Raw genomic sequence first — 24,421 nt, forward strand, 5'->3', positions numbered from 1 at the left:
CCACGCGTGTTACGCCTCGGGGAACCGGCGCTCGCTTGTTGGTGGCAAGGGGCTTCGGTGCCCGGTTCGCTGGATATTGGCCTGTCGCAGCTCCTCTAAGACGCCGTGCACATGTGCCGCTCTGCAGGCGCTAGCAGAGCCGGGTTACTCAGGGTTGTGCGCCGGGCGCTGTCGCGCTGGAGTCCTTCTCCTTCGCCAGGCTGTAGTGCTGGAACGCCTGAGCCACGGTGGTGCGCAGCTGGGCGTCGTCCCAGGGCTTGGTGAGAAACTTGTAGATTGCCCCCTGATTGATCGCGTCGGTGACGGACTTCAGGTCGGTATAGCCCGATAGCACGATGCGGATAGTGTCGGGGTAGAGGTCCTTGACCCGGCTGAGGAACTCGGTGCCATTCATTTCCGGCATGCGTTGATCCGAGAGGATCACCTGCACGTCGTGCTTAGCGAGCAGGGCGAAGGCTTCTTGGGCATTGTTTGCAGAGAGAACCTGGTAACCGTCGCGGCGCAGGACGCGGGTCAAGGCGCGCAGGATGTTCTCCTCGTCGTCGAGCAGCAGCAGGGTTTGGGCGTCGCGCTCTTCGTCGGAGTCGCGTATCCGCTGTTGCTGGCGCTCTCGTTGGGCGCGAAGAAACTCTTCCAGCAGCGACAGCGGCATGGGCTTGGCGAAGTAGAAGCCCTGGAACTCGTCGCAGTGATTCTTCTTCAGGAAGGCGTACTGGGGTTCGGTTTCCACGCCTTCGGCGATCACCTTGATATTGAGGTGGTGGGCCAGGGAGATAATGCCCAAAGAGATCGCCGCATCGGTGCTGTCGCTGATCACCTCCTGGACGAACGAGCGATCGATCTTGACCTTGTCGATCGGTAGGCGCTTCAGGTAGTTCAGGCTGGAGAAGCCGGTGCCGAAATCGTCGATGGCGATATGCACGCCGAGGTCTTTCAGCGCATGCAGAATGAAGATCGCCCGTTCCGCGTTATCCAGTAGTACGGTCTCGGTGAGCTCCAGCTCCAGCAGTTCGGCCGGTAGGCCGGTCTCCTCCAGAATCCTGCACACCGTGTCGACGAAGTTGACCCGCTGAAACTGTACCGGCGACACGTTGACAGCCATGGTGTTGCCGCTCCAACCCTGGTCGAGCAGCGCGCGCGCTTGCTGGCAGGCCGTGCGCATGACCCACTCGCTGAGGGGGATGATCTGCCCGGTATTCTCGGCCACAGGGATAAATTGGGCTGGCGAGATGAAGCCGCGGTCGGCGTGCTGCCAGCGCAGAAGCGCCTCGTAGCCGACGACCTGGCCACTGCGGCCATCGATCTGGGGTTGGTAGTAGAGCTGGAATGCCTGCGCTTCGATGGCCTTCTGCAGCTCGTTGCGCAGGGTGACGCGTTCACTGACCTTCTGGTCGAGGTCCTGGGTGTACCATTGGTAATTGTTGCGCCCCTGTTTCTTGGCCTTGTACATGGCGAGGTCGGCCTGTTGGATCAGCACTGTCGGCTGGTCGACCGAGCCATCGGTGAGGGCAATGCCGATACTCGCGGTGATGTGCATCTCGATGCCGGCCACCCTGTAGGGCTGGGCAATACTGGCGATGAGGCGATCGGCCACCAGCAGCACATCTTCTTCGCGGGCCAGATCCGGAAGGATGATGACGAATTCGTCGCCGCCCAGGCGCGCCACTGTGTCGCCGGGACGCGCCTGCTGGTTCATGCGGCGTGCGACTTCGACCAGGACTTGATCGCCGACGACGTGGCCCATGCTGTCGTTGATTGGCTTGAAGCCGTCGAGGTCGATGAACAGCACCGCCAGGCTGCGCTTGTAGCGCCGGCTGATCTGGCAGCCCTGGTTTAGGCGGTCCTCCAGCAGGGAGCGGTTGGGTAGGCCGGTAAGCACGTCGTGGCTGGCATTGTAGGCCAGCTGGCTCTCGAAGCGTTTCTGTTCCGAGATGTCGTTCTGTACGCCGATGTAATGGCTGATGCTGCCCTGCTCGTCCGGTACCGGGGCGATATAGAGGGCGTTCCAGAAGGGTGTGCCGTCCTTGCGGAAGTTGCGTAGCACGATGTGGGTCTCGCGATTCTCCTTCAGTCCACGGCGTATTTCCGCGACTGCGGTCTCGTCGCGCTCCTTGCCCTGGAGGAAACGGCAGTTGCGCCCCATGACCTCCGCGGCGCTGTAACCGGTGATGCGCTCGAATGCCGGGTTGACGTAGATGATCGGCAAATCGCGGGCATGGGCATCGCAGATCAGCACGCCGTTATAGCTGGTTTCGAGGCTGCGTCGCAGCAGGCGTAGCTGCTTGTCCGACTCGATGCGACCGCGGATGTCCCGTAGCAGGAGCAGGCGCATGTCCTGATTGTCCCACTCGGTCTGGGAGCACTGGACCTCGACGTGCAGTGTTTCGCCGCTGGTCAGGGGCATCGCGCATTCGTGCAGCCGGCCAGGCTCCACGGCCAAGCCCAGGGGGCGCTGCTGCAGTTCGGCGAGAGGAGCGCCGAGCAGGTCTTCCGCGGCAGGGTTCGCGTAGCGCACGGTATCTTGGGCATCGACTACCAGGATGGCGTCGCGGCTATCGGTCAGCAGCTGATGGAAGGCCTGGCTCTTGCGCTGTGCTTCGCGGCGAGTCTGCAGCAGTTCGGTCACGTCCTTGACCACGGCGATATAGGCGGGCAGGCCGTTGAAGCTGAGCTCGGAAACCGTGATCTCCACCAGTATTTCTTCGCCGCTCTTCAGGCGATGGCGCCAGACGCTGGGCTCGAAGAACGACCTCTTGGTCTCCTGGGGGGAGAAGAACTCGAGCAGGCGTTGCTGTTCGTCGAGACAGCGTATGTCGAGCAGGCTCATGCCCAGAAGCTGCTCCCGTGTGTAGCCGTAGACGTCGAGCATTCTCTGGTTGACGGCCAGGAAGGCCAGGGATTCCCGGTGGAACACATACATGGGCTGAGGGTTGGCGTCGAACAGCAGGCGATAGCGGGTCTCGCTCTCGGCCACTGCACGGGAAGCCTGAGTCCGGCTGATGGCGTAGCGAATGCTGCGCGCCAGGTTGCGGCTATCGAGCTGGCTCTTGATCAGGTAGTCGGCGGCACCGGCGTCGATGGCGCTGGCATCCAGCGCTTCATCCTCTCGGTCGGTGAGCAGGATGAAGGGAGCGTGCACGCCTTGCGCCTGGGCCCAGGCAATGAGCTCCAGCCCGCTGCCGGCCGTGAAGCGGTAGTCGATCAGGTACAGGTCGTGGGCATATTCGAGGATGCTGAACTGTGCCTGCGTAAGATTGCTTACCCATTCCAGGCGGTGGTGCAATATCCCGTTCACGCCGAGCAGGTCGCGGGTGCGCCGGTAGCTGGCTTCATCCTCATCGATCAGCAGCAGAAGCAAAGGGCGCGCATTATTCATGGGCTAGGACACTCGCGTGCATTGTGGACGGCCCGTCGTGCTGGGCCGGGTCAATCGTCGATGTCTTCGATGAGGATGGAGCCGTCGGTGTCGCGCAGTACGCGGGTCAGGCCCGGGTTCTCCGCCTCCAGTCGCAGCAGCTCCTGTTGCTGACGATCCAGGGCGCTCTGCTGCTCGTGAACTCGCTCCAGCAGGCGTTGGTTCTCGCTGCGCAACAGGTGAAGGTCGATGGCGCTGCGCAGGGCGGCTTCCACCTCATAGTCTTCCCAGGGTTTGGAAATGAAGCGGTAGACCTCGGCCTCGTTGATGGCCTGCATCATCGATTGGCGATCGCCATGACCGGTCAGCATCAGGCGCATAGCATCGGGCTGGCGCTGTTTGGCGAATTTCAGGTAGGTGATACCGTCCAGATGGGGCATTCGATAATCGGAAGCGATGACCGCGTATTGATGTTCGGTAAGAGCGTCCAGCGCCTGATACACATCGTCGAAGGCATGTATCTGCCAACCCTGGGGGTGGAGCAGGCGCTGCAACGACTTGAGGACCTGGGGCTCGTCGTCCACCAGTTGGATCTTGATCATCGGGCCGTCTCCTGAAGGGGCGCGCCAGTGGGTTCCGGGGATCGCACGAAAAGGGTGTATTGCGCGCCTTCGCTCTCCTCGAAGGTGATCAGCTTGCCGATCAGCGCCTGGGTCAGAATCTTGCCCTCATTGAGCAGCAGCGTGCCATTGTTGGCCTTCAGGTTGCGCGCCAGCTGCATGCCTGGCACGACCCGGCGGGTATCGAGCACCAGGATGCTGGGGTCGGTCAGGGCCAGGTCGGGGGCGAGGGTGGTGCAGAGCTCGATGAAACGCTCGCACAGCTTTGGGTCGTAGAGTTTGCCGCTGTATTTTTGTATCAGCAGCAACGCCTCGTCGCGACTCAGTTTGCGCTCCAGCACCAGTCCGCACTGCAGCTCGATGAAGTCGACCGCCAGTTTCAGCAGACGACCGCCCAGGGGGATAGCCTCGCCCTTGAGCCGGTCGGGAAAGCCGCCGCCGTCCCAGCGTTCCTGATGGTGGCGAATCAAGCGCGCGGCGTCCTGCAGCGGTTCCAGGCTCATCAACAGGCTTTCGCCGAGCGCCGGGTATTGCCGATAACGTTCGCGCTCGTTCTTGTACAGCAGGTCGGCCGGGCTGTTGAGCAGGCTGTCGCTCCAGGTCAGTTTGCCGACGTTGTACAGCGCAGCGGCCATCGCCAGGTCGCGGCTGGCGCCTTCGCCCAGGCCATGTTGCTCGGCGTAGGCGCGGACCAGGGCGATGACCGCGCCGTTGCTTTGCTTGTCCCTGGGAATGCGTAGGTTGACCAGGCTGGAGAACACCTCGGTTGCCGTTACGTAGCTGCGCTTGAGCTCCTCGTAGGCCATGTCGAGCATGTCGGCGGTTTGCTGAAGCTCGGCGGTGCGGCTGCGCACCCGTTGTTCCAGTGTGGCGTTGAGTTCCTGCAGGTGCTGGTTCTGCTCGTGGGTGAGGCGCTCCAGACGTTGGCGCTCGCGCTCGGAGTACTGGAAGGACAGTGCTTGGCGAATGATCATGCGCAGCTCGTCGTCGTCCCAGGGTTTGCTGATGTAGCGGAATATCTGTCCCTGATTGATCGCCCTGATTGTGGTGCCGATGTCGGCATGCCCGGTGAGGAGGATGCGCAGGCACTCCGGCCAGCGTTGCTGGACTTCGCTGAGCAGGCTGGCGCCGTCCATGCCGGGCATGCGGGCGTCGGAAATCACCAGATCGACCTGGTGCTGTTCGAGCAACTGCAGGGCTTGTTCGCCGCCGCCGGCCATGAGGACCTCATAGGGCTCCTGCCGTAGCAGGCGGCGCAGACTCTTGAGGATATTTTCCTCATCGTCGACCAGGAGGAGGGTGGCGCTCGGCGGCTGGAGGGGGGCATTCATGGCGTGGTGGGGTCCGCACTGTCTGGGTCAGGTTGGTGAATGGGCAGCCAGATACGGAAGCGCGTGCCTTGCCCCGGCTCGCTGCTGACCTCGATGCGGCCGTGGTGCTTCTGGATGATGTTGTAGGACAGGGCTAATCCCAGCCCCGTGCCTTTGCCGACCGGCTTGGTGGTGAAGAAGGGTTCGTAGATGCGGTTGAGCAGGTGGGGCTCGATACCTTTGCCGGTATCCTCGACCTCCAGCCAGACCCAGTCGCCTTCCTGCGCGCTGCGCAGGGTGATGCGACCGAACTCCTCCATGGCATGGGCCGCATTGACCAGCAGGTTCATCAGCACCTGATTGATCTGCGAGGGGATGCACTCGACCTCCGGCAGCTGGCCGTATTCCTTGATGACCTCGGCCTTGTACTTCAGTTCGTTGTTGACCACGTTGAGGGTGGTGTCCAGGCCCTGGTGCAGGTCGGCGCAGCGGAAGGCCTCTTCCTCCATGTGGGAGAAGTCCTTGAGGGCGGTGATGATTTTCTTGACCCGGTCGATGCCGTCTTCGGACTCACCTATCAGAGCCTCCACATCGTTGCGGATGTAGTCGTACTCCAGACTGCGCTTGAGACGGTGCAGATCGTCGAGGCTGGCGGCGCCGTCCACTGCGTCGACGATGTGCAGCAGGTCCTGGACATAGCCGGCAAGGGTCTTGAGGTTGGAAAACACATAACCGATCGGGTTGTTGATCTCATGGGCTACCCCGGCCGCGAGCTGACCGATGGCCGCGAGCTTCTCCGACTGCAGGAGTTGGCTGTTGGCCTGCTCCAGTTTCCTGATCAGTTGTTCCCGTTCCACTTGTTTGCCACTCAAGGCGTCGAGCACGGCATCCAGCTGTTCATCGCTGCGCGCCAACTCAGTGGTGTCGTAAAGCAGCAGTCCGAAACACTGCTGTTGCGCCTCCGGGTCATGAAAGGGGAACAACAGGGTGTTTTGCAGCATCAGAGCGCCCGGCTTTCTCGCAGGCTTGTAGGGCAGCTGGATCAGGTAGGGGTTGTCGCGCCACTGGGTGTAGACGTGCCGACCCTGGTCACGAGCCTGCGTCACCATGCGCTGCAGGTGCGGGGTGTCGGCCTCGGGGAATACCCGGGTGAACGGCAGGCTGCGGGCCTGCGCCAAGGCCTTGCCGCTGCATTGGCTGACGAAGTTGTTCCAGTACTGAATGCGTAGGCTGGAGTCGAGGATGATCACCCCGATTTCTATTTGCTCGACCAGTATGTGGGCCAGGTGGCACTGCCTGCCGTCCATTGCGGGCTCCTTTGCTGCTACAGCAAGTAAGGGGTGTGGTAAGCCCGGCGTCAAGATCACCCGCAGTTGCCAGGAAAGTGGCGCCTGGATCAAGGCTATGTCGATAAACTGCTAGCATAGGTTCCACACCCCGCTCGAGGATCAGGTTAGACCATGGATCTAGAGGCTGCGGATGACTCGCTCATCCACTACAGGTTCCTTTTCGCCGATGGCCGCAGTTGGAGCCATCGGGTCGAGTTGCAACCCGATGCTCGCGAGCAGGGCAAGTCGTGGCCCGACTGGACCCGTTTGAATGTGCATCAGTGCCGGCATTGCCCGTTGCGTCCGGAGCAGTCGCCCCATTGCCCCTTCGCGCAAGCGCTGGTGGCTCCGGTGGAGCTGCTGGCGCAGTCGCCGTCCTATGAGCAGGTGGAGGTCGAGGTGTACTGGCGTGGGCGGGAAACCCGGCGACACACCTCTTTACAGCGTGCGCTGGGGTCCCTGCTGGGCGCCTTGGGCGCCACCTCGGGGTGCCCGCACACACGCCTGTTGCAGGCCATGGCCTGGTTCCACCTGCCGTTCAGTGGTACGGAGGAAACCCTCTACCGAGTGTTCGGCACCTACCTGCTGGGCCAATACCTGCGCCAGCAGCGGGGGCTGGCCGCAGACTGGTCGATGAGCGGGTTGCGCGAGGTATACCGCAACTTGCGCTTGGTCAATCTGGGCATGACCGAGCGTCTGCGTGCCGCCGTTGTCGAGGACTCGGGGCCCAACGGGATGGTCCTGCTCGACCTGCTGGCCGCCGATACCCTGTACTCGCTGGACCAGTACGAGGGCGAGTTGGACCGCTTCTTCGAGGCCTATTTCGACTGAGTGCGCCCGGCGCGGCTTGCTCGGCGGCGGGCGCTCAGCGCTCGTTCTGGGCGAAGGCGGTCAGGGTGAAGGTCGGGATGCCGATATCCTGGAGCTTCTGCGAGCCGCCCAGCTCCGGCAGGTCGATGATCGCCGCGGCCTCATGGATATGGGCGCCCATTCGGCGCACCAGTTGCGCGGCCGCCAGCAGGGTGCCGCCCGTGGCGATCAGGTCATCGAAGATCAGGATGCTGTCGCCTTCGCACAGGCTGTCGGCATGCACCTCGAGGAAGGCTTCCCCGTACTCGGTCTGATAGGCCTCGCTGAGCACTTCGTCAGGCAGCTTGCCTTGCTTGCGGAAGAGGATCAGCGGCTTGTTCAGCTCGTAGGCAATGATCGAGCCGATGAGGAAGCCGCGGGCATCCATGGCACCGATATGGCTGAACTCGGCCTCGACATAGCGCTGGATGAAGCTGTCGGCGACCATGCGCAGGGCGCGCGGTGACTGGAACAGCGGGGTGATATCGCGAAAGATCACCCCTGGCTTGGGGAAGTCGGCAATCGGGCGGATCAGGGTCTTGATGCTGAACTCGTCGAAGATCATCGCAGGACTCCTCGGGTTTACGAAGGGGCCGCTCCGGCTGCTGGTCAGCCGGGGCTCAGCCGTCGAGCTTGCCGCCGGCCAGGGCGCAGAGTTCGATGGGGTCGAGAATATGCACTTCCTTGCCCTCGGCCTCGATCAGCTTGTTCTGCTGGAAGCGAGTGAAGACCCGGGATACGGTTTCGACGGCCAGCCCCAGATAGTTACCGATCTCGTTGCGCGACATGGCCAGGCGAAACTGCTGGGCGGAGAAGCCGCGGGCACGAAAGCGTGCCGAGAGGTTGACCAGGAAGGTGGCGATGCGCTCGTCGGCCGTCTTCTTCGACAGCAGCAGCATCATCTGCTGGTCCTCGCGAATCTCCCGGCTCATCACCCGCATCAACTGGCGGCGCAACTGCGGCAGCTGTACGGCCAGTTCGTCGAGGCGCTCGAAGGGAATCTCGCACACGGAAGTGGTTTCCAGGGCCTGGGCCGAGACCGGGTAGGTTTCGGTGTCCATGCCGGACAATCCGACCAGTTCGCTGGGCAAGTAGAAGCCTGTGACCTGCTCCTCGCCGGCGTCGCTCAGGCTGAAGGTCTTCAGGGCGCCGGAGCGCACGGCGAACACCGAGCCGAAACCGTCGCCCTGGCGGAACAGGAACTCGCCCTTCTTCAGCGGGCGGCCGCGCTTGACGATCTCATCCAGGGCGTCCATGTCCTCAAGATTCAATGACAGGGGCAGGCACAGCGGCGCCAGGCTGCAGTCCTTGCAGTTGGTCTGATGAGGTGCCCGAAGGTTGGCGCATTGCGACATCGAGATTGTCCCTGACTAAACACACACTAGCTGCAAGGTTACAGCAGGCGAGGGTGGTCAGCCAGCCAGTTCCGGCAAAGTTTGACCCCTTGCTCAAGTCTTTCGGGCGCTGGCCGATCTATCGGCATGGCCCACCGTCAGCAAGGAGCACGACCATGCGCCTGGAACCCCGTCCCTTGACCAGTCATATCGTCCGGTCGCAGCAACGACAATATGCCGCAGCACAAGGCGAGCCGGGCGAGCCGCAGGCGTGGCGCGATAGCGTGCGCGTCAGCCTCTCGGAGCTGGGGCGCGCGCGCTCGGCCCAAGCCCAGCGGAACAGCGATATCGAGGAGAGCAATCTGCCGGATAGCATCAAGCAGCTGCTCAAGCTGATCCGCGAATTGAAGGCGCAAATAGCCGCCAAGCAGGCCGAGCTGGCTGCTCTGATGGCCGATTCCGGGCTGGATGCAGAAGTCCGCCTCAGGCAGGCGCAGACCTTCCAGTCGGAGTTGACCTCACTCAATGCGGCCCTGGTCAGTGCCAATGCCAACCTGCTCGAGGCCATGAGCGAGCTGGGGCTAGATGACGCACAGTTGCAGGCGGCGACACTGCTGGCGATGAAGTAGCGCGCCGCACTGCCTAGATGACCCGGGAATAGCGCTGCCGATGTTGCCGGGGCGTCAGGTAGCGATCGAACAGCATGCACAGTGCACGGATCAGCAGGCGCCCTGGCGGCTGCACGCGGATCGCCTCTGTGCTCAGGGCGATAAGTCCGTCGTCGTGCATCTGTTGCAGCTGTGCCCAGGCATCGGCGAAGTAGTCGCGAAAATCGATGGCGAAGGCGCGCTCTATAGTCGCGAACTGCAGTTCGAAGTGGCAGATCAGTTGCTGGATGAGCGCACGGCGCAGGCGGTCGTCGGCGTCGCAGTGCAGGCCGCGCAGGGTTGCCAGCTGGCCGTTGGCCAGGCTGCCCTGGTAGTTGCCCAGGTCGCTGCTGTTCTGGCTATAGAGATCGCCGACCTGGCTGATGGCCGAGACGCCGAGGCCGATCAGGTCGCAGTGGCCGTGGGTGGTGTAGCCCTGGAAGTTGCGCTGCAGGCTGCCGTCCTCCTGGGCCACGGCCAGTTCGTCGTCGGGCAGGGCGAAGTGGTCCATGCCGATGTAACGGTAGCCGGCCGCGCTCAGCTGTTCGATGCTGCGGTGCAGCATGGCCAGCTTGTGGCTCGGCGAGGGCAGGTCCTCGGTTCTGATCCGGCGTTGCGGCATAAAGCGTTCGGGCAGATGCGCATAGTTGAACAGCGACAGGCGGTCAGGTTGCAGGGCGATCACCTCGTCTACGGTGCGGGCGAAACGCTCGGGCGTCTGTAGCGGCAGGCCATAGATCAGGTCGATGTTCACCGAGCGGAATTGCAGGGTGCGCGCGGCCTCGACTATGGCGCGGGTCTCTTCCAGGGTCTGCAGGCGGTTGATCGCCCGCTGTACGGCCGGGTCGAGGTCCTGCACGCCGAGGCTGACGCGGTTGAAGCCCAGCTCGCGGAGCAGGCCCATGGTCGACCAGTCGGCTTCGCGCGGGTCGATCTCGATGCTGTAGTCCCCGGAATCGTCGTTCAGCAGGCTGAAGTGCTCGCGCAACTGGGCCATCAGCTGACGCAGTTCGTCGTGGCTGAGGAAGGTCGGGGTGCCGCCGCCCAGATGCAGCTGCTCGACCCGCTGGCGGCCGTCCAGGTGGCGGCCGATGATGGCCATCTCGTGGGCCAGTTCCTGCAAGTAGGGCTGCGAGCGGCCACGATCCTTGGTGATCACCTTGTTGCAGGCGCAGTAATAGCAGATGTGCGCACAGAACGGCACATGCACATAGAGCGAGAGCGGGCGCAGTTCCTTGCGGCTGTCGCGCAGGGCATGCAGCAGATCGAAGGGACCGATGTCGCCATGGAACTGCACGGCGGTGGGGTAGGAGGTGTAGCGCGGGCCGGCCTGGTCGTAGCGGTGGATCAGGTCGGCGTCCCATTGGATGGCATCGAGCATGGGCGAGGTTCCCGGAATAGCGAGCGATGCCGGGAGTCTAGGGGCGCGGGCCGGAGGGCATCTTGACCTGCATCAAGCGCGCCGGGTGTCGGCTCAGTGGCCCATCAACCAATGCTGGTGAGGGCCGGGCAGGGTCCAGAGGCCGAACAGGATCACCAGCAGGCCGCCGGCGGTGCGCACCCCGCGCCGGCGCAGCAGCGCCGTGAGGCGCTCGGCGGCCAGGCCGCTGGCCAGCAGCACCGGCAGGGTGCCCAGGCCGAAGGCGAGCATCAGCGCGGCGCTGTCCAGGGCGTCGCCCTGGCTGGCCGCCCACAGCAGGGTGCTGTAGACCAGGCCGCAGGGCAGCCAGCCCCACAGCGCGCCCAGCACCAGGGCCTTGGGCAGGTCGGTCACCGGCATGAAGCGCCGGGTCAGCGGTTGGATATGCCGCCACAGGCCACCGCCGAGCGCTTCGATGCGGGTCAGGCCGCTCCACCAGCCGGCCAGGTACAGGCCCATGGCGATCAGCAGCAGCGCGGCCAGCACGCGTAAGCCCAGGGCCGCCGGGCTGCTGGCCAGGGCCCAACCGGCCAGGCCGAGGAGCAGGCCGGCGAGCGCGTAGCTGAGGATGCGTCCGAGGTTGTAGCCGAGCAGCAGGCGCAGGCGCCGGGCCCGGTACTCGGCGGGAATGGCCAGGGTCAGCGCCCCCATCAGGCCGCCACACATGCCCAGACAGTGGCCGCCGCCGAGCAGGCCGAGGATCAGCGCGGAGAGCAGCTGCGGCGCCAGTTCAGTCACGCTTGGGAGCCTGCTCGGCGGACTGGTCCGCTTCGTCGATCGCGGCCTTGTGCTTGGGGTCCTGATCGTCGAACAGGATGCTGTGGGCCGGACCATCGAGGTCGTCGTACTGACCGCTGTCGACTGCCCAGAAGAACAGCCAGATGGCGAAGGCCACCAGCACCAGGGCGACGGGGATAAGGATATAGAGCGCGGACATCGGGTCTCCAGCCTAGGGTGATGGGGTGCGCGTCAGGCGCAGGGCGTTGAGCACCACCAGCAGCGAGCTGAGCGACATGCCCAGCGCGGCCCAGATCGGGGTGATCCAACCCAGGGCGGCGAAGGGCAGCACCAAGCCATTGTACAGGCTGGCCCAGGCCAGGTTCTCGATGATGATCCGCCGGGTACGCCGGGCCAGGTCGAAGGCCTGCACCAGGCTGGACAGGCGGTTGGACAGCAGCACCGCGTCGGCACTGGTCTTGGCCAGGTCGGTGGCGCTGCCCATGGCCACGCTGATGTCGGCGGCGGCCAGCACCGGCACGTCGTTGACCCCGTCGCCGAGCATCAGCACGCGGTGGCCTTGCTCGTGCAGGCGCTGCAATTCCGCCAGCTTGGCGTCCGGCGTCAGGCCGCCACGGGCCTGCTCGATGCCCAGTTGGCGCGCCACCTCGGCGACCATCGGCGAGCTGTCGCCGGACAGCAACAGCACCTGCCAGCCCTGGGCGCGGCAGGCGGCGAGCAGCTCGGGGGCGTCGTCGCGCAGGCGGTCGTCGAGGACGAACCAGGCCAGCGGGCCCTGCTCGTCGCCGAGCAGCAGCCACTGGCCCTGGTCGCCGGGAATCGCCGGCGCCGGCAGGTCGCCCAGCTCGGCGACGAAGGTCGGCTGGCCGATGCGCAGCAGGCGGCCCTGCACCCGGCCCTGCAGGCCGCGCCCCGGCATGCTCTCGACCCGCTCGGCGGCCTGGGCAGCCTGGCCGAAGGCACGGGCGATGGGGTGCTCGGAACGGTTCTCCAGGGCGGCGGCCAGGGCCAGGCAGGCATCGGCATCCAGCTCGCCGAGGGGATGGATGGCGCCGAGGGTCAGGCGGCCCTCGGTGAGGGTGCCGGTCTTGTCGAAGATCACCGTGTCGATCTGCCGCAAGCCCTCGAGCACATGGCCACGGGTCAACAGCAGGCCGAGCTTGTGCAGGCTGCCGGTAGCGGCAGTCAGGGCGGTGGGGGTGGCCAGGGCGAGAGCGCAGGGGCAGGTGGCGACCAGCAGGGCCAGCACCACCCAGAAGGCCCGCGCCGGGTCGATCTGCCACCAGGCCAGGCCGACCGCGGCGGCGGTGACCAGCACGATCAGCAGGAACCACTGCGCCACCCGGTCGGCCACCTCGGCCAGGCGCGGCTTGGCGCTTTGCGCCCGTTCCAGCAGGCGGACGATGGCCGACAGTCGGGTGGCGTCGCCGAGGGCCTCGACCTCGACGGTCAGCGGGCCCTCGACGTTGAGGGTGCCGGCGGTGACCTCGTCGCCTTCGCCGCGGGGCCGCGGCAGGTATTCACCGGTCAGCAGCGATTCGTCGACGCTGGAGTGGCCGCTGAGGATGCGTCCGTCGGCTGGCAGCAGCGCGCCGGGCGGCACCAGAACCCGCTCGCCGACTTGCAGCTCGCTGAGCAGGATGCGCTGACTCTGGCCCTGCTCGTCCAGGCGCAGGCAGGAGGCCGGCAGCAGGTTGACCAGCTGTGCGGTAGCCGCCGCCGTGCGTTCGCGGGCGCGGCGCTCCAGGTAGCGGCCGGCCAGGAGGAACAGGGCGAACATGCCCACCGCATCGAAATACAGCTCGCCCTGGCCGGTGACCGTCGACCAGATGCCGGCGGCATAGGCGCCGCCGATGGCCAGGGACACCGAGACGTCCATGCTCAGGTGGCGGGTGCGCAGGTCGCGCAGGGCGCCGCGGAAGAACTGGCCGCAGCAGTAGAAGACGATGGGCGTGGTGAGGAACAGGCTGGTCCAGCGCAGGATCTGGTCCAGCTCGGCGGACAGGTCGATGTTGAATTCCGGCCAGGTGGCCATGGTCGCCATCATCACCTGAATCCACAGCAGGCCGGCGACGCCCAGCTCGCGCATGGCGCGGCGGTTTTCCCGGGTCAGCTGGGCGCTGGCGCTGTCGGCCTGCCAGGGATGGCCGGCATAGCCGATGCGGCGCAGTTCGGCGAGCAGTTGGCTGAACGGCAGCTGGCTGTCGGCCCAGCGCACCTGCAGGCGCTGGTTGGACAGGTTGAGCTGGGCCTCGGCCACGCCGGGCAGGGCACGCAGGTGCTTCTCGATCAGCCAGCCGCAGGCGGCGCAGCTGATGCCCTCGATCAGCAGGCAGGTCTCGCTCAGCTCGCCCTGATGCTCGACGAAGCTCGCCTGCACCTCGGCGCGGTCGTACAGCGCCAGCTCGTCGGGCAGCGCCTGGGGCAGGGCTTGGGGGTTGGCGGCGGTGTCGCTGCGGTGCTTGTAGTAGTGCTCCAGGCCGCCGGCGACTATGGCCTCGGCCACGGCCTGGCACCCGGGGCAGCACAGTTCGCGCGGTTCGCCGAGAATCCGGGCCTGGAAGCGGCTGCCGGCAGGCACCGGCAGGCCGCAATGGAAACAGGGAAGGGGCTGAGCCATCGGGGGGCGATCTTCGACCTGTGGCTAGCGCGCGGCGCCGAGCTGGATGGTCTTGCCGCTTTCTAGGGTCTCTTCCTCGAACAGGCGCCAGTCCTGGCCGCCTTCCTGACCGATCAGCTCGACGAAGCGCCGGCCCTGCACGGCATCCTGCATCTGCCCGCGGTACAGACCCTGGCCCTGGGGCTGCAGGATGATGCGGCGGTCGCGCTCGGGCTGGGTCGGCGAGATCAGGTTGAGCACCAGCTGCGCCGGGCCGCTGTGGCCCTGCAGCTGCAGTTCGGCGATGCCGGTTTCCTCGTCCAGGTCCAGGCTGGCACTCAGCTCCAGGCGCTCGGCGAGCTTCTCGCGCTCCAGCGACTGGTTGATACCCTTGCCGACGTCGTAGTAGTCGTCGGAGATCAGTCCCGGCGGGTTCTTGCTGGCGATGGTCAGCAGGGTCACGCCCTGGACGACCGAATAGCCCAGCAGGCCGAGGATGAACCAGGGCCAGAACTGCTTGTACCAGGGTTTGACCGGTGTTTGCTCGGACATGCGTGGTTATCTCAATCAGCGGACGCTGGGGCCGATGAAGCGGCTGTCGGCGTCGTTGGTGATGCGCGCATCGTCGATGGACTGGATGCGGAAGCGGATTTCGTTGGTGCTGGAGGGCAGCTTCTCGGGCTCGATGGACAGCTCCACCGGCAGCGACAGCACCTCGCCGGCCAGCGCCTTGACCTCGCGCTTGCCTTCGTAGACCAGGCCGTCGAGACCCTCGGCCTCGATCAGGTAGCTGATGTCGTGCTGCGACTTGTTCATGATCTTCAGGGTGTAGACGTTCTCGATGCGGCCTTGTTCGTTCTCGCGGTAGAGCACGCGGTCCTTGATCACGTCCAGCTCGACCAGGGGGCGGCTGGCGATGGCCCAGACGAACAGGCCGATCATCGCCAGCAGCGCCAGGGCATAGCCGATCAGGCGCGGCCGGGCCAGGTGGGTCTGCTGGCCGGACAGGTTGTGTTCGGTGGTGTAGCTGATCAGCCCCTTGGGGTAGCTCATCTTGTCCATGATGCTGTCGCAGGCGTCGATGCAGGCGGCGCAGCCGATGCACTCGATCTGCAGGCCGTCGCGGATGTCGATGCCGGTGGGGCAGACCTGCACGCACATCTTGCAGTCGATGCAGTCGCCGAGGCCCTGGGCCTTGTAGTCGGCGTCCTTCTTGCGTGGCCCGCGGTGTTCGCCGCGGCGAGGATCGTAGGAGACGATCAGGGTGTCCTGGTCGAACATCACGCTCTGGAAGCGCGCGTAGGGGCACATGTAGATGCACACCTGCTCGCGCAGCCAGCCGGCGTTGCCGTAGGTGGCGAGGGTGAAGAAGCCGACCCAGAACACCGCCCAGCCGCTGGCCTGTAGGGTCAGCAACTCGGGAATCAGCTCGCGGATCGGTGTGAAGTAGCCGACGAAAGTCAGTGCGGTGGCCAGGGACACCCCGACCCAGATGCCGTGCTTGGCCAGCTTGCGCAGGAACTTGCGGCCGTCCATCGGCGCCTTGTCCAGTTTCATGCGCTGGTTGCGGTCGCCCTCGGTGACCTTCTCCGCCCACATGAACACCCAGGTGAACACGCTCTGCGGGCAGGTGTAGCCGCACCAGACGCGGCCGGCGAACACGGTGATGAAGAACAGGCCGAAGGCGGCGATGATCAGCAGGGCCGAGAGCAGGACGAAGTCCTGGGGCCAGTAGGTGGCGCCGAAGATATGGAACTTGCGCGCGGGCAGATCCCACCAGACGGCCTGGCGCCCGTCCCAGCTGAGCCAGACGGTGCCGAAATAGAGGACGAACAGCAGGGCGCCACCGAGCATGCGCAGATTGCGGAACAGGCCGGTGAAGGCGCGGGTGTAGATTTTCTCGCGGTTGGCGTAGAGGTCGACGGACTCGACCTTGGCCGGGGTGACGTCTTTGACCGGAATCTGCGAACTCATCGGGGACTACCACAGCGGTTGACTGGCTGCCCCGGGACGACGTGCACCGGTCCAGGGCATTTCACTAATACGCTATGGTACCCCCGACCGCGCCCGATTTGGGTGCGACCGGGGGTCGCGATGCAGCAGGGGCGAGCCTTACTGCTCGGCACCTTGCTGCGAGAGGCTGTACACATAGGCGGCCAGCAGGTGCACCTTGTCGTTGCCGAGGAAGTCCTGTTGGGCCGGCATGCGGCCGTTGCGGCCGTAACGCAGGGTCTGCTGCACCTGGGCGAAACTGGAGCCGTAGAGCCAGACCTTGTCGGTCAGGTTCGGCGCGCCCATGGCGTGCTGACCCTTGCCTTCGGCGCCGTGGCAGACCGCGCAGTTGGTGGCGAAAATCTCTTTGCCGGCGACCGGATCGGCGTCGATCCCCTCGGGGGTCTTCAGGCCGGACAGGCTGCGCACGTAGGCGGCCACGTTCTTGATGCCTTCTTCGCCGAGGTTGTCCTTCCAGGCTGGCATCGCCGCCTGACGACCGCCCATGATGGTGGTCTTGATGGTTTCCGGCTCACCGCCGTACAGCCAGTCGTTGTCGGTCAGGTTGGGGAAGCCATAGGCGCCCTTGGCGTCGGAACCATGGCACACCGAGCAGTTGGAGGCGAACAGGCGGCCACCCATCTTCAGGGCTTGCTCGTCCTGAGCGACCTGCTCGATCGGCATGGCGGCGTACTTGGCGAAGATCGGCCCGTATTGCTCCTCGGCCCTGGCCATTTCCTTTTCCCACTGGTGCACGCCGGTCCAGCCGCCGTTGCGCTCGCCGTCGGCAATCTGCACGTTGGCGGCGAAGGGGGTCTTGGCTTCGTTGTCCAGGTAGTCGTAGCCCGGCAGCAGGCCCTTCCAGTTGCCCAGGCCCGGGTAGAGGGCCAGGTAGCCGAGGGCGAAGACGATGGTGGCGACGAACAGCATGAACCACCACTTGGGCAGCGGGTTGTCGAACTCCTCGATGCCGTCGAACTCATGGCCGACGGTTTCTTGGGTGCTCTCCTGGCGCTGGCCCTTGCGGGTGCCGAAGATCAGCCAGGTCAGGGCGAAGATGGTGCCCAGTGAAAGAATTGTTACGTACCAACTCCAGAACGTGGTCATTGGTTATTGCTCCTGGAAGATTGCTCGTCACGTTCGTCGGGTTTCGGTTCGTCGGCGAAGGGCAGGTTGGCGGCTTCATCGAAGCTGGACTTGCGCTTGCTGCTGTAGGCCCAGAGCACCACGGCGATGAAGGCGATGAACACCACCGCCGTGCCTAGGCCGCGAATGGTCCCGATGTCCGTGAGAAAAGAAGGCATCGTGGGTTACCGTTTGTTGGTGATGGCGGTGCCGAGGACCTGCAGGTACGCAACCAGCGCGTCCATCTCGGTCTTGCCTTTCACCGCATCCTTGGCCCCGGCGATGTCTTCATCGCTGTAGGGCACGCCGAAGCCACGCATGACTTCCATCTTCTTGGCGGTGTATTTGCCGTCGAGCTTGTTTTCCACCAACCAGGGGTAGGCCGGCATCTTCGACTCCGGCACCACGTTGCGCGGGTTGTACAGGTGGGCACGGTGCCATTCGTCCGAGTAGCGGCCGCCGACGCGGGCCAGGTCCGGGCCGGTACGCTTGGAGCCCCACAGGAAGGGGTGATCCCAGACGCTCTCGCCGGCCACCGAGTAGTGGCCGTAGCGCTCGGTCTCGGCACGGAACGGGCGGATCATCTGCGAGTGGCAGCCGACGCAGCCGTTGGAGATGTACACGTCGCGGCCTTCCAGCTGCAGCGCGGTGTAGGGCTTGAGGCCGGCCACCGGCTCGTTGGTGACGTCCTGAAAGAACAGCGGGACGATCTGGGTCAGGCCGCCGATGCTGACGGCGATGACCATCAGCAGGGCCATCAGACCGATATTCTTCTCGATGATTTCGTGTTTCATCAGTGAGCTACTCCGGCGGGAATCTGCGCAGCCGCCTCGTATTCAGCCGGCTTCGCGGCACGCACGGTGCGGTAGGTGTTGTAAGCCATCAGGAGCATGCCGGTGACGAAGAAGGCGCCGCCGATCATGCGCACCACGAAGCCGGGGTGGCTGGCTTCCAGGGCTTCGACGAAGGAGTAGGTGAGGGTGCCGTCTTCGTTGACCGCACGCCACATCAGGCCCTGGGTGATGCCGTTGACCCACATCGAAGCGATGTACAGCACGGTGCCGATGGTGGCCAGCCAGAAGTGGGCGTTGATCAGGGCGATGCTGTGCATCTGCTCGCGGCCGAACACCTTGGGGATCAGGTGGTAGAGCGAGCCGATGGAGATCATCGCCACCCAGCCGAGGGCGCCGGCATGCACGTGGCCGATGGTCCAGTCGGTGTAGTGGGACAGGGCGTTGACGGTCTTGATCGCCATCATCGGGCCTTCGAAGGTGGACATGCCGTAGAAGGCCAGGGACACCACCAGGAAGCGCAGGATCGGGTCGGTGCGCAGCTTATGCCAGGCGCCGGAGAGGCTCATCATGCCGTTGATCATGCCGCCCCAGCTCGGTGCCAGGAGGATGACGGACATGGCCATGCCGAGGGACTGGGCCCAGTCCGGCAGGGCGGTGTAGTGCAGGTGGTGCGGGCCGGCCCAGATGTACAGGGTGATCAGCGCCCAGAAGTGCACGATGGACAGGCGGTAGGAGTAGATCGGGCGTTCGGCCTGCTTGGGCACGAAGTAGTACATCATCCCCAGGAAGCCGGTGGTCAGGAAGAAGCCCACGGCGTTGTGGCCGTACCACCACTGGATCATCGCGTCGGTCGCGCCGGCGTACATGGAGTACGACTTGAACAGGCTGACCGGCATTTCCATGCTGTTGACGATGTGCAGCATGGCGGTGACCAGGATGAAGGCACCGAAGAACCAGTTGCCCACGTAGATGTGCTTGGTCTTGCGCTTGAGGATGGTGCCGAAGAACACCAGCAGGTAGCTGACCCAGACGATGCCCAGGAGGATGTCGATCGGCCATTCCAGCTCGGCGTATTCCTTGGAGCTGGTGTAGCCCATGGGCAGGGTGATGACTGCCAGCACGATCACCGCTTGCCAACCCCAGAAGGTGAAGGCGGCCAGACCGTCGGAGATCAGGCGCGCTTGGCTGGTGCGCTGGACCACGTAGTAGGACGTGGCGAACAGGGCGCAACCGCCGAAGGCGAAGATCACCGCGTTGGTGTGCAGGGGACGCAGACGGCCGAAGCTCGTCCATTCCATGCCCAGGTTGAGTTCCGGCCACACGAGTTGTGCGGCAATGAACACGCCTAGACCCATGCCGATGACCCCCCAGATCACCGTCATTACGGCGAACTGGCGGACCACCTTGTAGTTATAAGCAGTCTGACTGATTGCTGTGCTCATGCTGGGTTCCACGGTTAATGGAGTTTTTAGGGGACAAAAATCGGCGGCAAGTATGGAGAAAGCAGGTAGCCATTGCAACGACGCGAGCCGTTACAAACCGGGCTTGACAGGCTTTTCCGGTCGCTACGGAGGGGGCTTCGGCTGGGCCTGGTTTGGGCCGTTTGCGCGAGCCGGGGGCGGCACAGAAGCGGGGACGCCTAAGCCGCATGCCTGCTGGCGACCGGGCAAGGTTAGTTCAAGGCGGGCGCCCGAGGCGGTCAGTCGTCGCTGCGGTGCGACACAGCGTCGCATTGGCCCTGGTGGGCCGTAAGGAGGGGGAAGGGCCGGCGGCGCGGCGGCCGCCGGCGGACGGGTTCAGCGTTGGCTCAGGCTTTGCTCGGTATCCTCGCTGCGGCTCAGGCTCATGACATAGGCGGCCAGCAGGTGCACCTTGTCGTTGCCCAGGTAGTGCTCCTGGGCGGGCATCTGGCCGTTGCGGCCGTAGCGGATGGTCTGCTGCAGCTGCGCCAGGCTGGAGCCATAGATCCAGCCGGCGGGCTGGGTCAGGTCCGGGGCGCCGAGCATGGCCATGCCGGTGCCGCTCGCGCCGTGGCAGGCCGTGCAGTTGTTGGCGAACAGCTCGGCGCCTTTCTGCAGGTCGATCGCGCTGCCTTCCGCCAGCGGCAGTCCGGCCAGCCCCTGGCGCACATAGGTGGCGACCTGCTGCACGCCCTCGTTGCCGAGTACCTCGCCCCAGGCTGGCATCATGCCGTTGCGGCCACCCAGGATGCTGGCCTTGATGGTCTCGGCGTCACCGCCCCAGCGCCAGTGCCGGTCGGTCAGGTTGGGAAAGCCCACCGCGCCCTTGGCGTCGGAGCCATGGCAGATCGAGCAGTAGGTGGCGAACAGGCGGCCGCCCATCTTCAGGGCCTGCGGGTCTTTGGCCACCTCCTCCAGGGGCATGGCCGCATATTGGGCGAAGATCGGCCCATAGGCCCGCTCGGCCTTGTCCACCTCCCGCTGCCACTGGGCGACCTGGGTCCAGCCGTCCTGATAACCGGGCAGCAGGCCTTTCCAGTTACCCAGGCCGGGATAGAGGGCCAGGTAGGCGAGGGCGAAGACCAGGGTGGCGAGGAACAGCATGAACCACCACTTGGGCAAGGGGTTGTCGTATTCCTCGATGCCATCGAAGGAATGGCCCATGGTCTGCTCGGTGGTGCCTTTGCGCTCGCCCTTGCGGGTGGCGAAGATCAGCCAGAACAGGGCGACCAGGCTGCCGAGGGTCAGCAGGGTGATATACCAGCTCCAGAAGGTGCTCATGGGGTGTCGTTCCTCGATGCGGCAGTCGTGAGTTCGTCGGCGAAGGGCAGTTGCGCGGCTTCGGCGAAGGCGGCGTGGCGCTTGCCGCTGTAGGCCCAGAGCAGCACGGCAGAGAAGGCGATGAACACCACTGCGGTGCCCAGGCCGCGCAGGGTGCCGATGTCGATGATGTCGAAGGCCATGGCTTACCTCTTGTTCTTCAGTGCGGTGCCCAGCACCTGCAGGTAGGCGACCAGCGCGTCCATCTCGCTCTTGCCCTTCACCGCATCTCTGGCCCCGGCGATGTCTTCATCGCTGTAGGGCACGCCGAAACCGCGCATGATCTGCATCTTCCTGGCGGTGTCCTGGCCGTCCAGCGGGTTCTCCACCAGCCAGGGGTAGGCCGGCATCTTCGACTCGGGTACCAGGTTGCGCGGGTTGTACAGGTGGGCACGGTGCCATTCGTCCGAGTAGCGGCCGCCGACCCGGGCCAGGTCCGGACCGGTACGCTTGGAGCCCCACAGGAAGGGGTGATCCCAGACGCTCTCGCCGGCCACCGAGTAGTGACCGTAGCGCTCGGTCTCGGCACGGAACGGGCGGATCATCTGCGAGTGGCAGCCGACGCAGCCTTCCTTGATGTAAACGTCGCGGCCTTCCAGTTGCAGCGCGGTGTAGGGCTTGAGGCCTTCCACCGGCTCGTTGGTGACGTCCTGGAAGAACAGCGGGACGATCTGGGTCAGGCCGCCGATGCTGACGGCGATGACCATCAGCAGGGCCATCAGGCCGATGTTCTTCTCGATGATTTCGTGTTTCATCAGTGGGCTCCTTCAACCGAAAACTGCGCGGCGGCTGCCACCTCGGCAGGTTTGCTGGCGCGTACCGTCTGCCAGACGTTCCAGGCCATCAGCAGCATGCCGGCGAAGAAGATCGCACCGCCGACCATCCGCACCACGAAGCCGGGGTGGCTGGCTTCCAGGGCCTCGACGAAGGAGTAGGTGAGGGTGCCGTCTTCGTTGACCGCCCGCCACATCAGGCCCTGGGTGATGCCGTTGACCCACATCGAGGCGATGTACAGCACGGTGCCGATGGTGGCCAGCCAGAAGTGGGCGTTGATCAGCGCGATGCTGTGCATCTGCTCGCGGCCGAACACCTTGGGAATCAGGTGATAGAGCGAGCCGATGGAGATCATCGCGACCCAGCCCAGGGCACCGGCATGCACGTGGCCGATGGTCCAGTCGGTGTAGTGGGACAGGGCGTTGACGGTCTTGATCGCCATCATCGGGCCTTCGAAGGTGGACATGCCGTAGAAGGCCAGGGACACCACCAGAAAGCGCAGGATCGGGTCGGTGCGCAACTTATGCCAGGCGCCGGACAGGGTCATCATGCCGTTGATCATGCCGCCCCAGCTCGGCGCCAGCAGCACCAGGGACATGACCATGCCGAGAGACTGGGCCCAGTCCGGCAGGGCGGTGTAGTGCAGGTGGTGCGGGCCGGCCCAGATATACAGGGTGATCAGCGCCCAGAAGTGCACGATCGACAGGCGATAGGAGTAGACGGGGCGTTCGGCCTGCTTGGGCACGAAGTAGTACATCATCCCCAGGAAGCCGGCGGTGAGGAAGAAGCCCACGGCGTTGTGGCCGTACCACCACTGGATCATCGCATCGGTGGCGCCGGAGTAGATCGAGTAGGACTTGGTCAGACTGACCGGAACCTCCAGGTTGTTGACCAGGTGCAGCAGGGCCACGGTGAGGATGAAGCCGCCGAAGAACCAGTTGCCCACGTAGATGTGGCTGACCTTGCGCTTCATCACAGTGCCGAAGAAGACGATGGCGTAGCTCACCCAGACCAGGGTGATGAGGATATCGATCGGCCATTCCAGCTCGGCGTATTCCTTGGAGCTGGTGTAGCCCAGCGGCAGGCTGATGGCCGCCAGCAGTATCACCAGCTGCCAGCCCCAGAAGGTGAAGGCGGCCAGCCTGGGGGCGAACAGCGTGGCCTGGGAGGTGCGCTGCACCGCGTAGTAGCTGGTGGCGAACAGGGCGCAGCCGCCGAAGGCGAAGATCACCGCGTTGGTATGCAGCGGTCGCAGGCGGCCGAAGCTGGTCCAGGGCAGGTCGAAGTTGAGTGCGGGCCAGGCCAGCTGAGCGGCGATCAGCACGCCGAGGCCCATGCCGACTATGCCCCACACCACTGTCATAATGGCGAACTGGCGGACCACCCTGTAGTTGTAGGCGGCACTGGTTGTTGTGTTCATGTCTGGGCTTCCATCCAGGGTTTGGCAGAACGTCCGATAGCCGCGCAGGGCACAGGCATGAGCGGGCCAGGGCCCACGGATATCGAAGCGAGGCAAGCATGAGCAAAGGGCAGGGCATGGGTATTGACGGGGATCAATGCGCGCAGGGGGGCGAGGGGCAGGCCTGGTTGTGGAATCGGCCCGTGGGCGAGTGCCGGGCGACGCTGATTCTCGCCCATGGCGCCGGCGCGCCGATGGACAGCGAATTCATGCAGCAGATGGCCGAGCGCCTGGCGGCGCGCGGCGTGGCGGTACTGCGCTTCGAGTTCGATTACATGGCCGCAAGGCGCCTGGATGGCAAGAAACGCCCGCCCAACCCCCAGGCCAAGTTGCTGGAGCAGTGGCGCGCGGTGCATGACCGGGTGCGGCAACAGGTCGCGGGGCCGCTGGCCATCGGCGGCAAGTCCATGGGCGGGCGCATGGCCAGCCTGTTGGCCGATGAGCAGGGGGCCGACGCCCTGGTGTGTCTGGGTTATCCCTTCCACGCCATCGGCAAGCCCGACAAGCCGCGGGTCGCGCACCTGGCCGAGTTGCGCACGCCGGCCCTGATCGTCCAGGGCGAGCGCGACCCGATGGGCGACCGCCCGAAGGTGGCTGGCTATACCCTGTCACAGACGATCCAGGTGCATTGGCTGACGGCCGCCGACCACGACCTCAAGCCGCTGAAAAGCTCGGGCCGTACTCACGCCCAGCATCTGGAGGCGGCCGCCGATGCGGTGGCGGCCTTTCTAACACGCTAGCTAGGCGAGATCGTCGTCCGGGATTAGGGCCAGCAGATCGGTGACGCCGACATCCTGCCCGGCCTGGTGCAGGAGGGTGGTCGCCTGGCCGCGATGATGGGTTTGGTGATTGAAGAAATGCAGCAGCAAACTGGCGAAAGGGCGGCGGGCGGGCACGCCTTTCATGTTGCGGTAGGCGAGGCAGTCATCGAGGTCGTCCTCGCTCAGCAAGTCGATCCACGCGCAAATCAGCTCGTCCAGCCAGCGGCGGTGGACGCAGAGTTCGGCAAAGTCGCGGAACAGCAGCTGATCGAGCGTGGCCGGCTTGGCCAGGGCGGTCACCGGGGCCAGGCTCGCCTTGCCGGAGGGGTGCTCGGCAAAGCGTTGCAGCCAGACCCTGTCGCCTACCAGGATATGGTTGAGCGTGCCGAGTATCGACCCGAAGTACGCCCCTCTATCTGCGGCCAGGGCCTCAGGCGGCAGTTGCCCGCAGGCCTCATAGAGCCGGAGGTTCATCCACCGGTTGTAGCGCGCCAATAGGGCCAGGTGCGGTTGCAGGTTCATTGGGTGCGATCCCC

24 protein-coding genes are annotated in these 24,421 nt (G+C 64.9%); 3 read left to right on the forward strand and 21 right to left on the reverse strand.

Features of this window, described 5'->3' with window-relative positions:
• Window positions 1-148 precede the first annotated feature (148 nt).
• From SBP02_RS09430 to SBP02_RS09445, 4 genes are read right to left on the reverse strand one after another with little or no spacing between them, the layout of a single operon-like run.
• Complete coding sequence (locus SBP02_RS09430; protein WP_318646124.1) at window positions 149-3,376, reverse strand: EAL domain-containing protein; 3,228 nt, start codon at window positions 3,374-3,376, stop codon at window positions 149-151.
• A 50-nt stretch (window positions 3,377-3,426) separates the two neighbouring features.
• Complete coding sequence (locus SBP02_RS09435) at window positions 3,427-3,957, reverse strand: response regulator (protein WP_318646125.1); 531 nt, start codon at window positions 3,955-3,957, stop codon at window positions 3,427-3,429.
• Window positions 3,954-5,306, reverse strand: coding sequence for an HD domain-containing phosphohydrolase (locus SBP02_RS09440; protein WP_318646126.1), 1,353 nt, complete (start codon window positions 5,304-5,306; stop codon window positions 3,954-3,956). Before SBP02_RS09440 ends, SBP02_RS09435 begins: the two co-directional genes overlap by 4 nt.
• Window positions 5,303-6,592, reverse strand: coding sequence for an ATP-binding protein (locus SBP02_RS09445; protein WP_318646127.1), 1,290 nt, complete (start codon window positions 6,590-6,592; stop codon window positions 5,303-5,305). Before SBP02_RS09445 ends, SBP02_RS09440 begins: the two co-directional genes overlap by 4 nt.
• A 153-nt stretch (window positions 6,593-6,745) precedes the next feature.
• Between SBP02_RS09445 and SBP02_RS09450 the strand changes: the two genes are divergently transcribed.
• The gene (locus SBP02_RS09450; RefSeq protein ID WP_318646128.1) at window positions 6,746-7,444 is read left to right on the forward strand and encodes a DUF6901 family protein; all 699 of its coding nucleotides are present in this window, start codon (window positions 6,746-6,748) and stop codon (window positions 7,442-7,444) included.
• Window positions 7,445-7,478: 34 nt separating this feature from the next.
• Here the strand turns inward: SBP02_RS09450 and SBP02_RS09455 are convergent, their stop codons facing one another.
• Together SBP02_RS09455 and fnr are read right to left on the reverse strand one after the other, a co-directional pair.
• Entirely contained in the window at window positions 7,479-8,027 is a 549-nt protein-coding gene (locus SBP02_RS09455; RefSeq protein WP_318646129.1) for an adenine phosphoribosyltransferase, read from the reverse strand.
• Window positions 8,028-8,082: 55 nt separating this feature from the next.
• A complete protein-coding gene (gene fnr, locus SBP02_RS09460; RefSeq protein WP_318646130.1) occupies window positions 8,083-8,817 on the reverse strand; it encodes a fumarate/nitrate reduction transcriptional regulator Fnr in 735 nt (244 codons plus the stop codon).
• A gap of 176 nt (window positions 8,818-8,993) precedes the next feature.
• Here fnr and SBP02_RS09465 point away from each other — a divergent pair, with 176 nt between their 5' ends.
• Entirely contained in the window at window positions 8,994-9,425 is a 432-nt protein-coding gene (locus SBP02_RS09465) for a hypothetical protein (protein WP_318646131.1), read from the forward strand.
• 13 nt (window positions 9,426-9,438) lie between these two features.
• Here the strand turns inward: SBP02_RS09465 and hemN are convergent, their stop codons facing one another.
• The 14 genes from hemN to ccoN (SBP02_RS09535) form a co-directional block, all read right to left on the reverse strand.
• The gene (hemN, locus tag SBP02_RS09470; protein ID WP_318646132.1) at window positions 9,439-10,824 is read right to left on the reverse strand and encodes an oxygen-independent coproporphyrinogen III oxidase; all 1,386 of its coding nucleotides are present in this window, start codon (window positions 10,822-10,824) and stop codon (window positions 9,439-9,441) included.
• A gap of 93 nt (window positions 10,825-10,917) precedes the next feature.
• The gene (locus SBP02_RS09475; protein ID WP_318646133.1) at window positions 10,918-11,601 is read right to left on the reverse strand and encodes a sulfite exporter TauE/SafE family protein; all 684 of its coding nucleotides are present in this window, start codon (window positions 11,599-11,601) and stop codon (window positions 10,918-10,920) included.
• Window positions 11,594-11,800, reverse strand: a complete 207-nt coding sequence (gene ccoS, locus SBP02_RS09480) for a cbb3-type cytochrome oxidase assembly protein CcoS (RefSeq protein WP_318646134.1) — start codon at window positions 11,798-11,800, stop codon at window positions 11,594-11,596. The genes SBP02_RS09475 and ccoS overlap by 8 nt, the downstream gene beginning before the upstream one ends.
• A gap of 12 nt (window positions 11,801-11,812) precedes the next feature.
• Window positions 11,813-14,221 carry a heavy metal translocating P-type ATPase gene (locus SBP02_RS09485; RefSeq protein WP_318646135.1) on the reverse strand — a complete coding sequence of 803 codons (2,409 nt, stop codon included), beginning with the start codon at window positions 14,219-14,221 and terminating at the stop codon, window positions 11,813-11,815.
• Between the two features lie 24 nt (window positions 14,222-14,245).
• Window positions 14,246-14,752: a FixH family protein gene (locus tag SBP02_RS09490; RefSeq protein WP_318646136.1), complete on the reverse strand. Its 507-nt coding sequence runs from the start codon at window positions 14,750-14,752 to the stop codon at window positions 14,246-14,248.
• A gap of 15 nt (window positions 14,753-14,767) precedes the next feature.
• A complete protein-coding gene (ccoG, locus tag SBP02_RS09495) occupies window positions 14,768-16,174 on the reverse strand; it encodes a cytochrome c oxidase accessory protein CcoG (protein WP_318646137.1) in 1,407 nt (468 codons plus the stop codon).
• Between the two features lie 138 nt (window positions 16,175-16,312).
• Window positions 16,313-17,299: a cytochrome-c oxidase, cbb3-type subunit III gene (gene ccoP / locus SBP02_RS09500; RefSeq protein ID WP_318646138.1), complete on the reverse strand. Its 987-nt coding sequence runs from the start codon at window positions 17,297-17,299 to the stop codon at window positions 16,313-16,315.
• On the reverse strand, window positions 17,296-17,496 hold the full coding sequence (locus tag SBP02_RS09505) for a cbb3-type cytochrome oxidase subunit 3 (protein WP_318646139.1): 201 nt from the start codon (window positions 17,494-17,496) through the stop codon (window positions 17,296-17,298). The genes ccoP (SBP02_RS09500) and SBP02_RS09505 overlap by 4 nt, the downstream gene beginning before the upstream one ends.
• Before the next feature lie 6 nt (window positions 17,497-17,502).
• Entirely contained in the window at window positions 17,503-18,111 is a 609-nt protein-coding gene (ccoO, locus tag SBP02_RS09510) for a cytochrome-c oxidase, cbb3-type subunit II (RefSeq protein ID WP_318646140.1), read from the reverse strand.
• A complete protein-coding gene (gene ccoN / locus SBP02_RS09515) occupies window positions 18,111-19,553 on the reverse strand; it encodes a cytochrome-c oxidase, cbb3-type subunit I (protein ID WP_318646141.1) in 1,443 nt (480 codons plus the stop codon). The genes ccoO (SBP02_RS09510) and ccoN (SBP02_RS09515) overlap by 1 nt, the downstream gene beginning before the upstream one ends.
• 354 nt (window positions 19,554-19,907) lie before the next feature.
• The gene (gene ccoP, locus SBP02_RS09520) at window positions 19,908-20,852 is read right to left on the reverse strand and encodes a cytochrome-c oxidase, cbb3-type subunit III (RefSeq protein WP_318646142.1); all 945 of its coding nucleotides are present in this window, start codon (window positions 20,850-20,852) and stop codon (window positions 19,908-19,910) included.
• Window positions 20,849-21,034 (reverse strand): cbb3-type cytochrome oxidase subunit 3, encoded by a 186-nt coding sequence (locus tag SBP02_RS09525; RefSeq protein WP_318646143.1) that lies wholly within the window; start codon window positions 21,032-21,034, stop codon window positions 20,849-20,851. The genes ccoP (SBP02_RS09520) and SBP02_RS09525 overlap by 4 nt, the downstream gene beginning before the upstream one ends.
• Window positions 21,035-21,037: 3 nt before the next feature.
• A complete protein-coding gene (gene ccoO / locus SBP02_RS09530) occupies window positions 21,038-21,646 on the reverse strand; it encodes a cytochrome-c oxidase, cbb3-type subunit II (RefSeq protein ID WP_318646144.1) in 609 nt (202 codons plus the stop codon).
• Window positions 21,646-23,085 carry a cytochrome-c oxidase, cbb3-type subunit I gene (ccoN, locus tag SBP02_RS09535; RefSeq protein WP_318646145.1) on the reverse strand — a complete coding sequence of 480 codons (1,440 nt, stop codon included), beginning with the start codon at window positions 23,083-23,085 and terminating at the stop codon, window positions 21,646-21,648. The genes ccoO (SBP02_RS09530) and ccoN (SBP02_RS09535) overlap by 1 nt, the downstream gene beginning before the upstream one ends.
• Before the next feature lie 98 nt (window positions 23,086-23,183).
• Here ccoN (SBP02_RS09535) and SBP02_RS09540 point away from each other — a divergent pair, with 98 nt between their 5' ends.
• The gene (locus SBP02_RS09540) at window positions 23,184-23,864 is read left to right on the forward strand and encodes an alpha/beta family hydrolase (RefSeq protein WP_318646146.1); all 681 of its coding nucleotides are present in this window, start codon (window positions 23,184-23,186) and stop codon (window positions 23,862-23,864) included.
• Here SBP02_RS09540 and SBP02_RS09545 read toward each other — a convergent pair whose 3' ends face one another.
• On the reverse strand, window positions 23,865-24,407 hold the full coding sequence (locus tag SBP02_RS09545) for a DinB family protein (protein ID WP_318646147.1): 543 nt from the start codon (window positions 24,405-24,407) through the stop codon (window positions 23,865-23,867).
• Window positions 24,408-24,421: the final 14 nt, after the last annotated feature.

The sequence above is a fragment of the Pseudomonas benzenivorans genome (assembly GCF_033547155.1).
In the GTDB taxonomy this organism is placed as follows: domain Bacteria; phylum Pseudomonadota; class Gammaproteobacteria; order Pseudomonadales; family Pseudomonadaceae; genus Aquipseudomonas; species Aquipseudomonas benzenivorans_B.

What these genes read in the sequence shown, in the direction of transcription:
- fnr (WP_318646130.1), bottom strand. Translation starts at nt 8,817, where the DNA reads ATGTCGCAATGCGCCAACCTTCGGGCACCTCATCAGACCAACTGCAAG.
- SBP02_RS09505 (WP_318646139.1), bottom strand. Translation starts at nt 17,496, where the DNA reads ATGCCTTCTTTTCTCACGGACATCGGGACCATTCGCGGCCTAGGCACG.
- ccoN (WP_318646145.1), bottom strand. Translation starts at nt 23,085, where the DNA reads ATGAACACAACAACCAGTGCCGCCTACAACTACAGGGTGGTCCGCCAG.
- ccoG (WP_318646137.1), bottom strand. Translation starts at nt 16,174, where the DNA reads ATGAGTTCGCAGATTCCGGTCAAAGACGTCACCCCGGCCAAGGTCGAG.
- SBP02_RS09490 (WP_318646136.1), bottom strand. Translation starts at nt 14,752, where the DNA reads ATGTCCGAGCAAACACCGGTCAAACCCTGGTACAAGCAGTTCTGGCCC.
- SBP02_RS09430 (WP_318646124.1), bottom strand. Translation starts at nt 3,376, where the DNA reads ATGAATAATGCGCGCCCTTTGCTTCTGCTGCTGATCGATGAGGATGAA.
- ccoP (WP_318646138.1), bottom strand. Translation starts at nt 17,299, where the DNA reads ATGACCACGTTCTGGAGTTGGTACGTAACAATTCTTTCACTGGGCACC.
- SBP02_RS09455 (WP_318646129.1), bottom strand. Translation starts at nt 8,027, where the DNA reads ATGATCTTCGACGAGTTCAGCATCAAGACCCTGATCCGCCCGATTGCC.
- SBP02_RS09545 (WP_318646147.1), bottom strand. Translation starts at nt 24,407, where the DNA reads ATGAACCTGCAACCGCACCTGGCCCTATTGGCGCGCTACAACCGGTGG.
- ccoP (WP_318646142.1), bottom strand. Translation starts at nt 20,852, where the DNA reads ATGAGCACCTTCTGGAGCTGGTATATCACCCTGCTGACCCTCGGCAGC.
- ccoN (WP_318646141.1), bottom strand. Translation starts at nt 19,553, where the DNA reads ATGAGCACAGCAATCAGTCAGACTGCTTATAACTACAAGGTGGTCCGC.
- SBP02_RS09450 (WP_318646128.1), top strand. Translation starts at nt 6,746, where the DNA reads ATGGATCTAGAGGCTGCGGATGACTCGCTCATCCACTACAGGTTCCTT.
- SBP02_RS09540 (WP_318646146.1), top strand. Translation starts at nt 23,184, where the DNA reads ATGAGCAAAGGGCAGGGCATGGGTATTGACGGGGATCAATGCGCGCAG.
- SBP02_RS09485 (WP_318646135.1), bottom strand. Translation starts at nt 14,221, where the DNA reads ATGGCTCAGCCCCTTCCCTGTTTCCATTGCGGCCTGCCGGTGCCTGCC.
- SBP02_RS09525 (WP_318646143.1), bottom strand. Translation starts at nt 21,034, where the DNA reads ATGGCCTTCGACATCATCGACATCGGCACCCTGCGCGGCCTGGGCACC.
- hemN (WP_318646132.1), bottom strand. Translation starts at nt 10,824, where the DNA reads ATGCTCGATGCCATCCAATGGGACGCCGACCTGATCCACCGCTACGAC.
- SBP02_RS09440 (WP_318646126.1), bottom strand. Translation starts at nt 5,306, where the DNA reads ATGAATGCCCCCCTCCAGCCGCCGAGCGCCACCCTCCTCCTGGTCGAC.
- ccoS (WP_318646134.1), bottom strand. Translation starts at nt 11,800, where the DNA reads ATGTCCGCGCTCTATATCCTTATCCCCGTCGCCCTGGTGCTGGTGGCC.
- ccoO (WP_318646144.1), bottom strand. Translation starts at nt 21,646, where the DNA reads ATGAAACACGAAATCATCGAGAAGAACATCGGCCTGATGGCCCTGCTG.
- SBP02_RS09445 (WP_318646127.1), bottom strand. Translation starts at nt 6,592, where the DNA reads ATGGACGGCAGGCAGTGCCACCTGGCCCACATACTGGTCGAGCAAATA.
- ccoO (WP_318646140.1), bottom strand. Translation starts at nt 18,111, where the DNA reads ATGAAACACGAAATCATCGAGAAGAATATCGGTCTGATGGCCCTGCTG.
- SBP02_RS09435 (WP_318646125.1), bottom strand. Translation starts at nt 3,957, where the DNA reads ATGATCAAGATCCAACTGGTGGACGACGAGCCCCAGGTCCTCAAGTCG.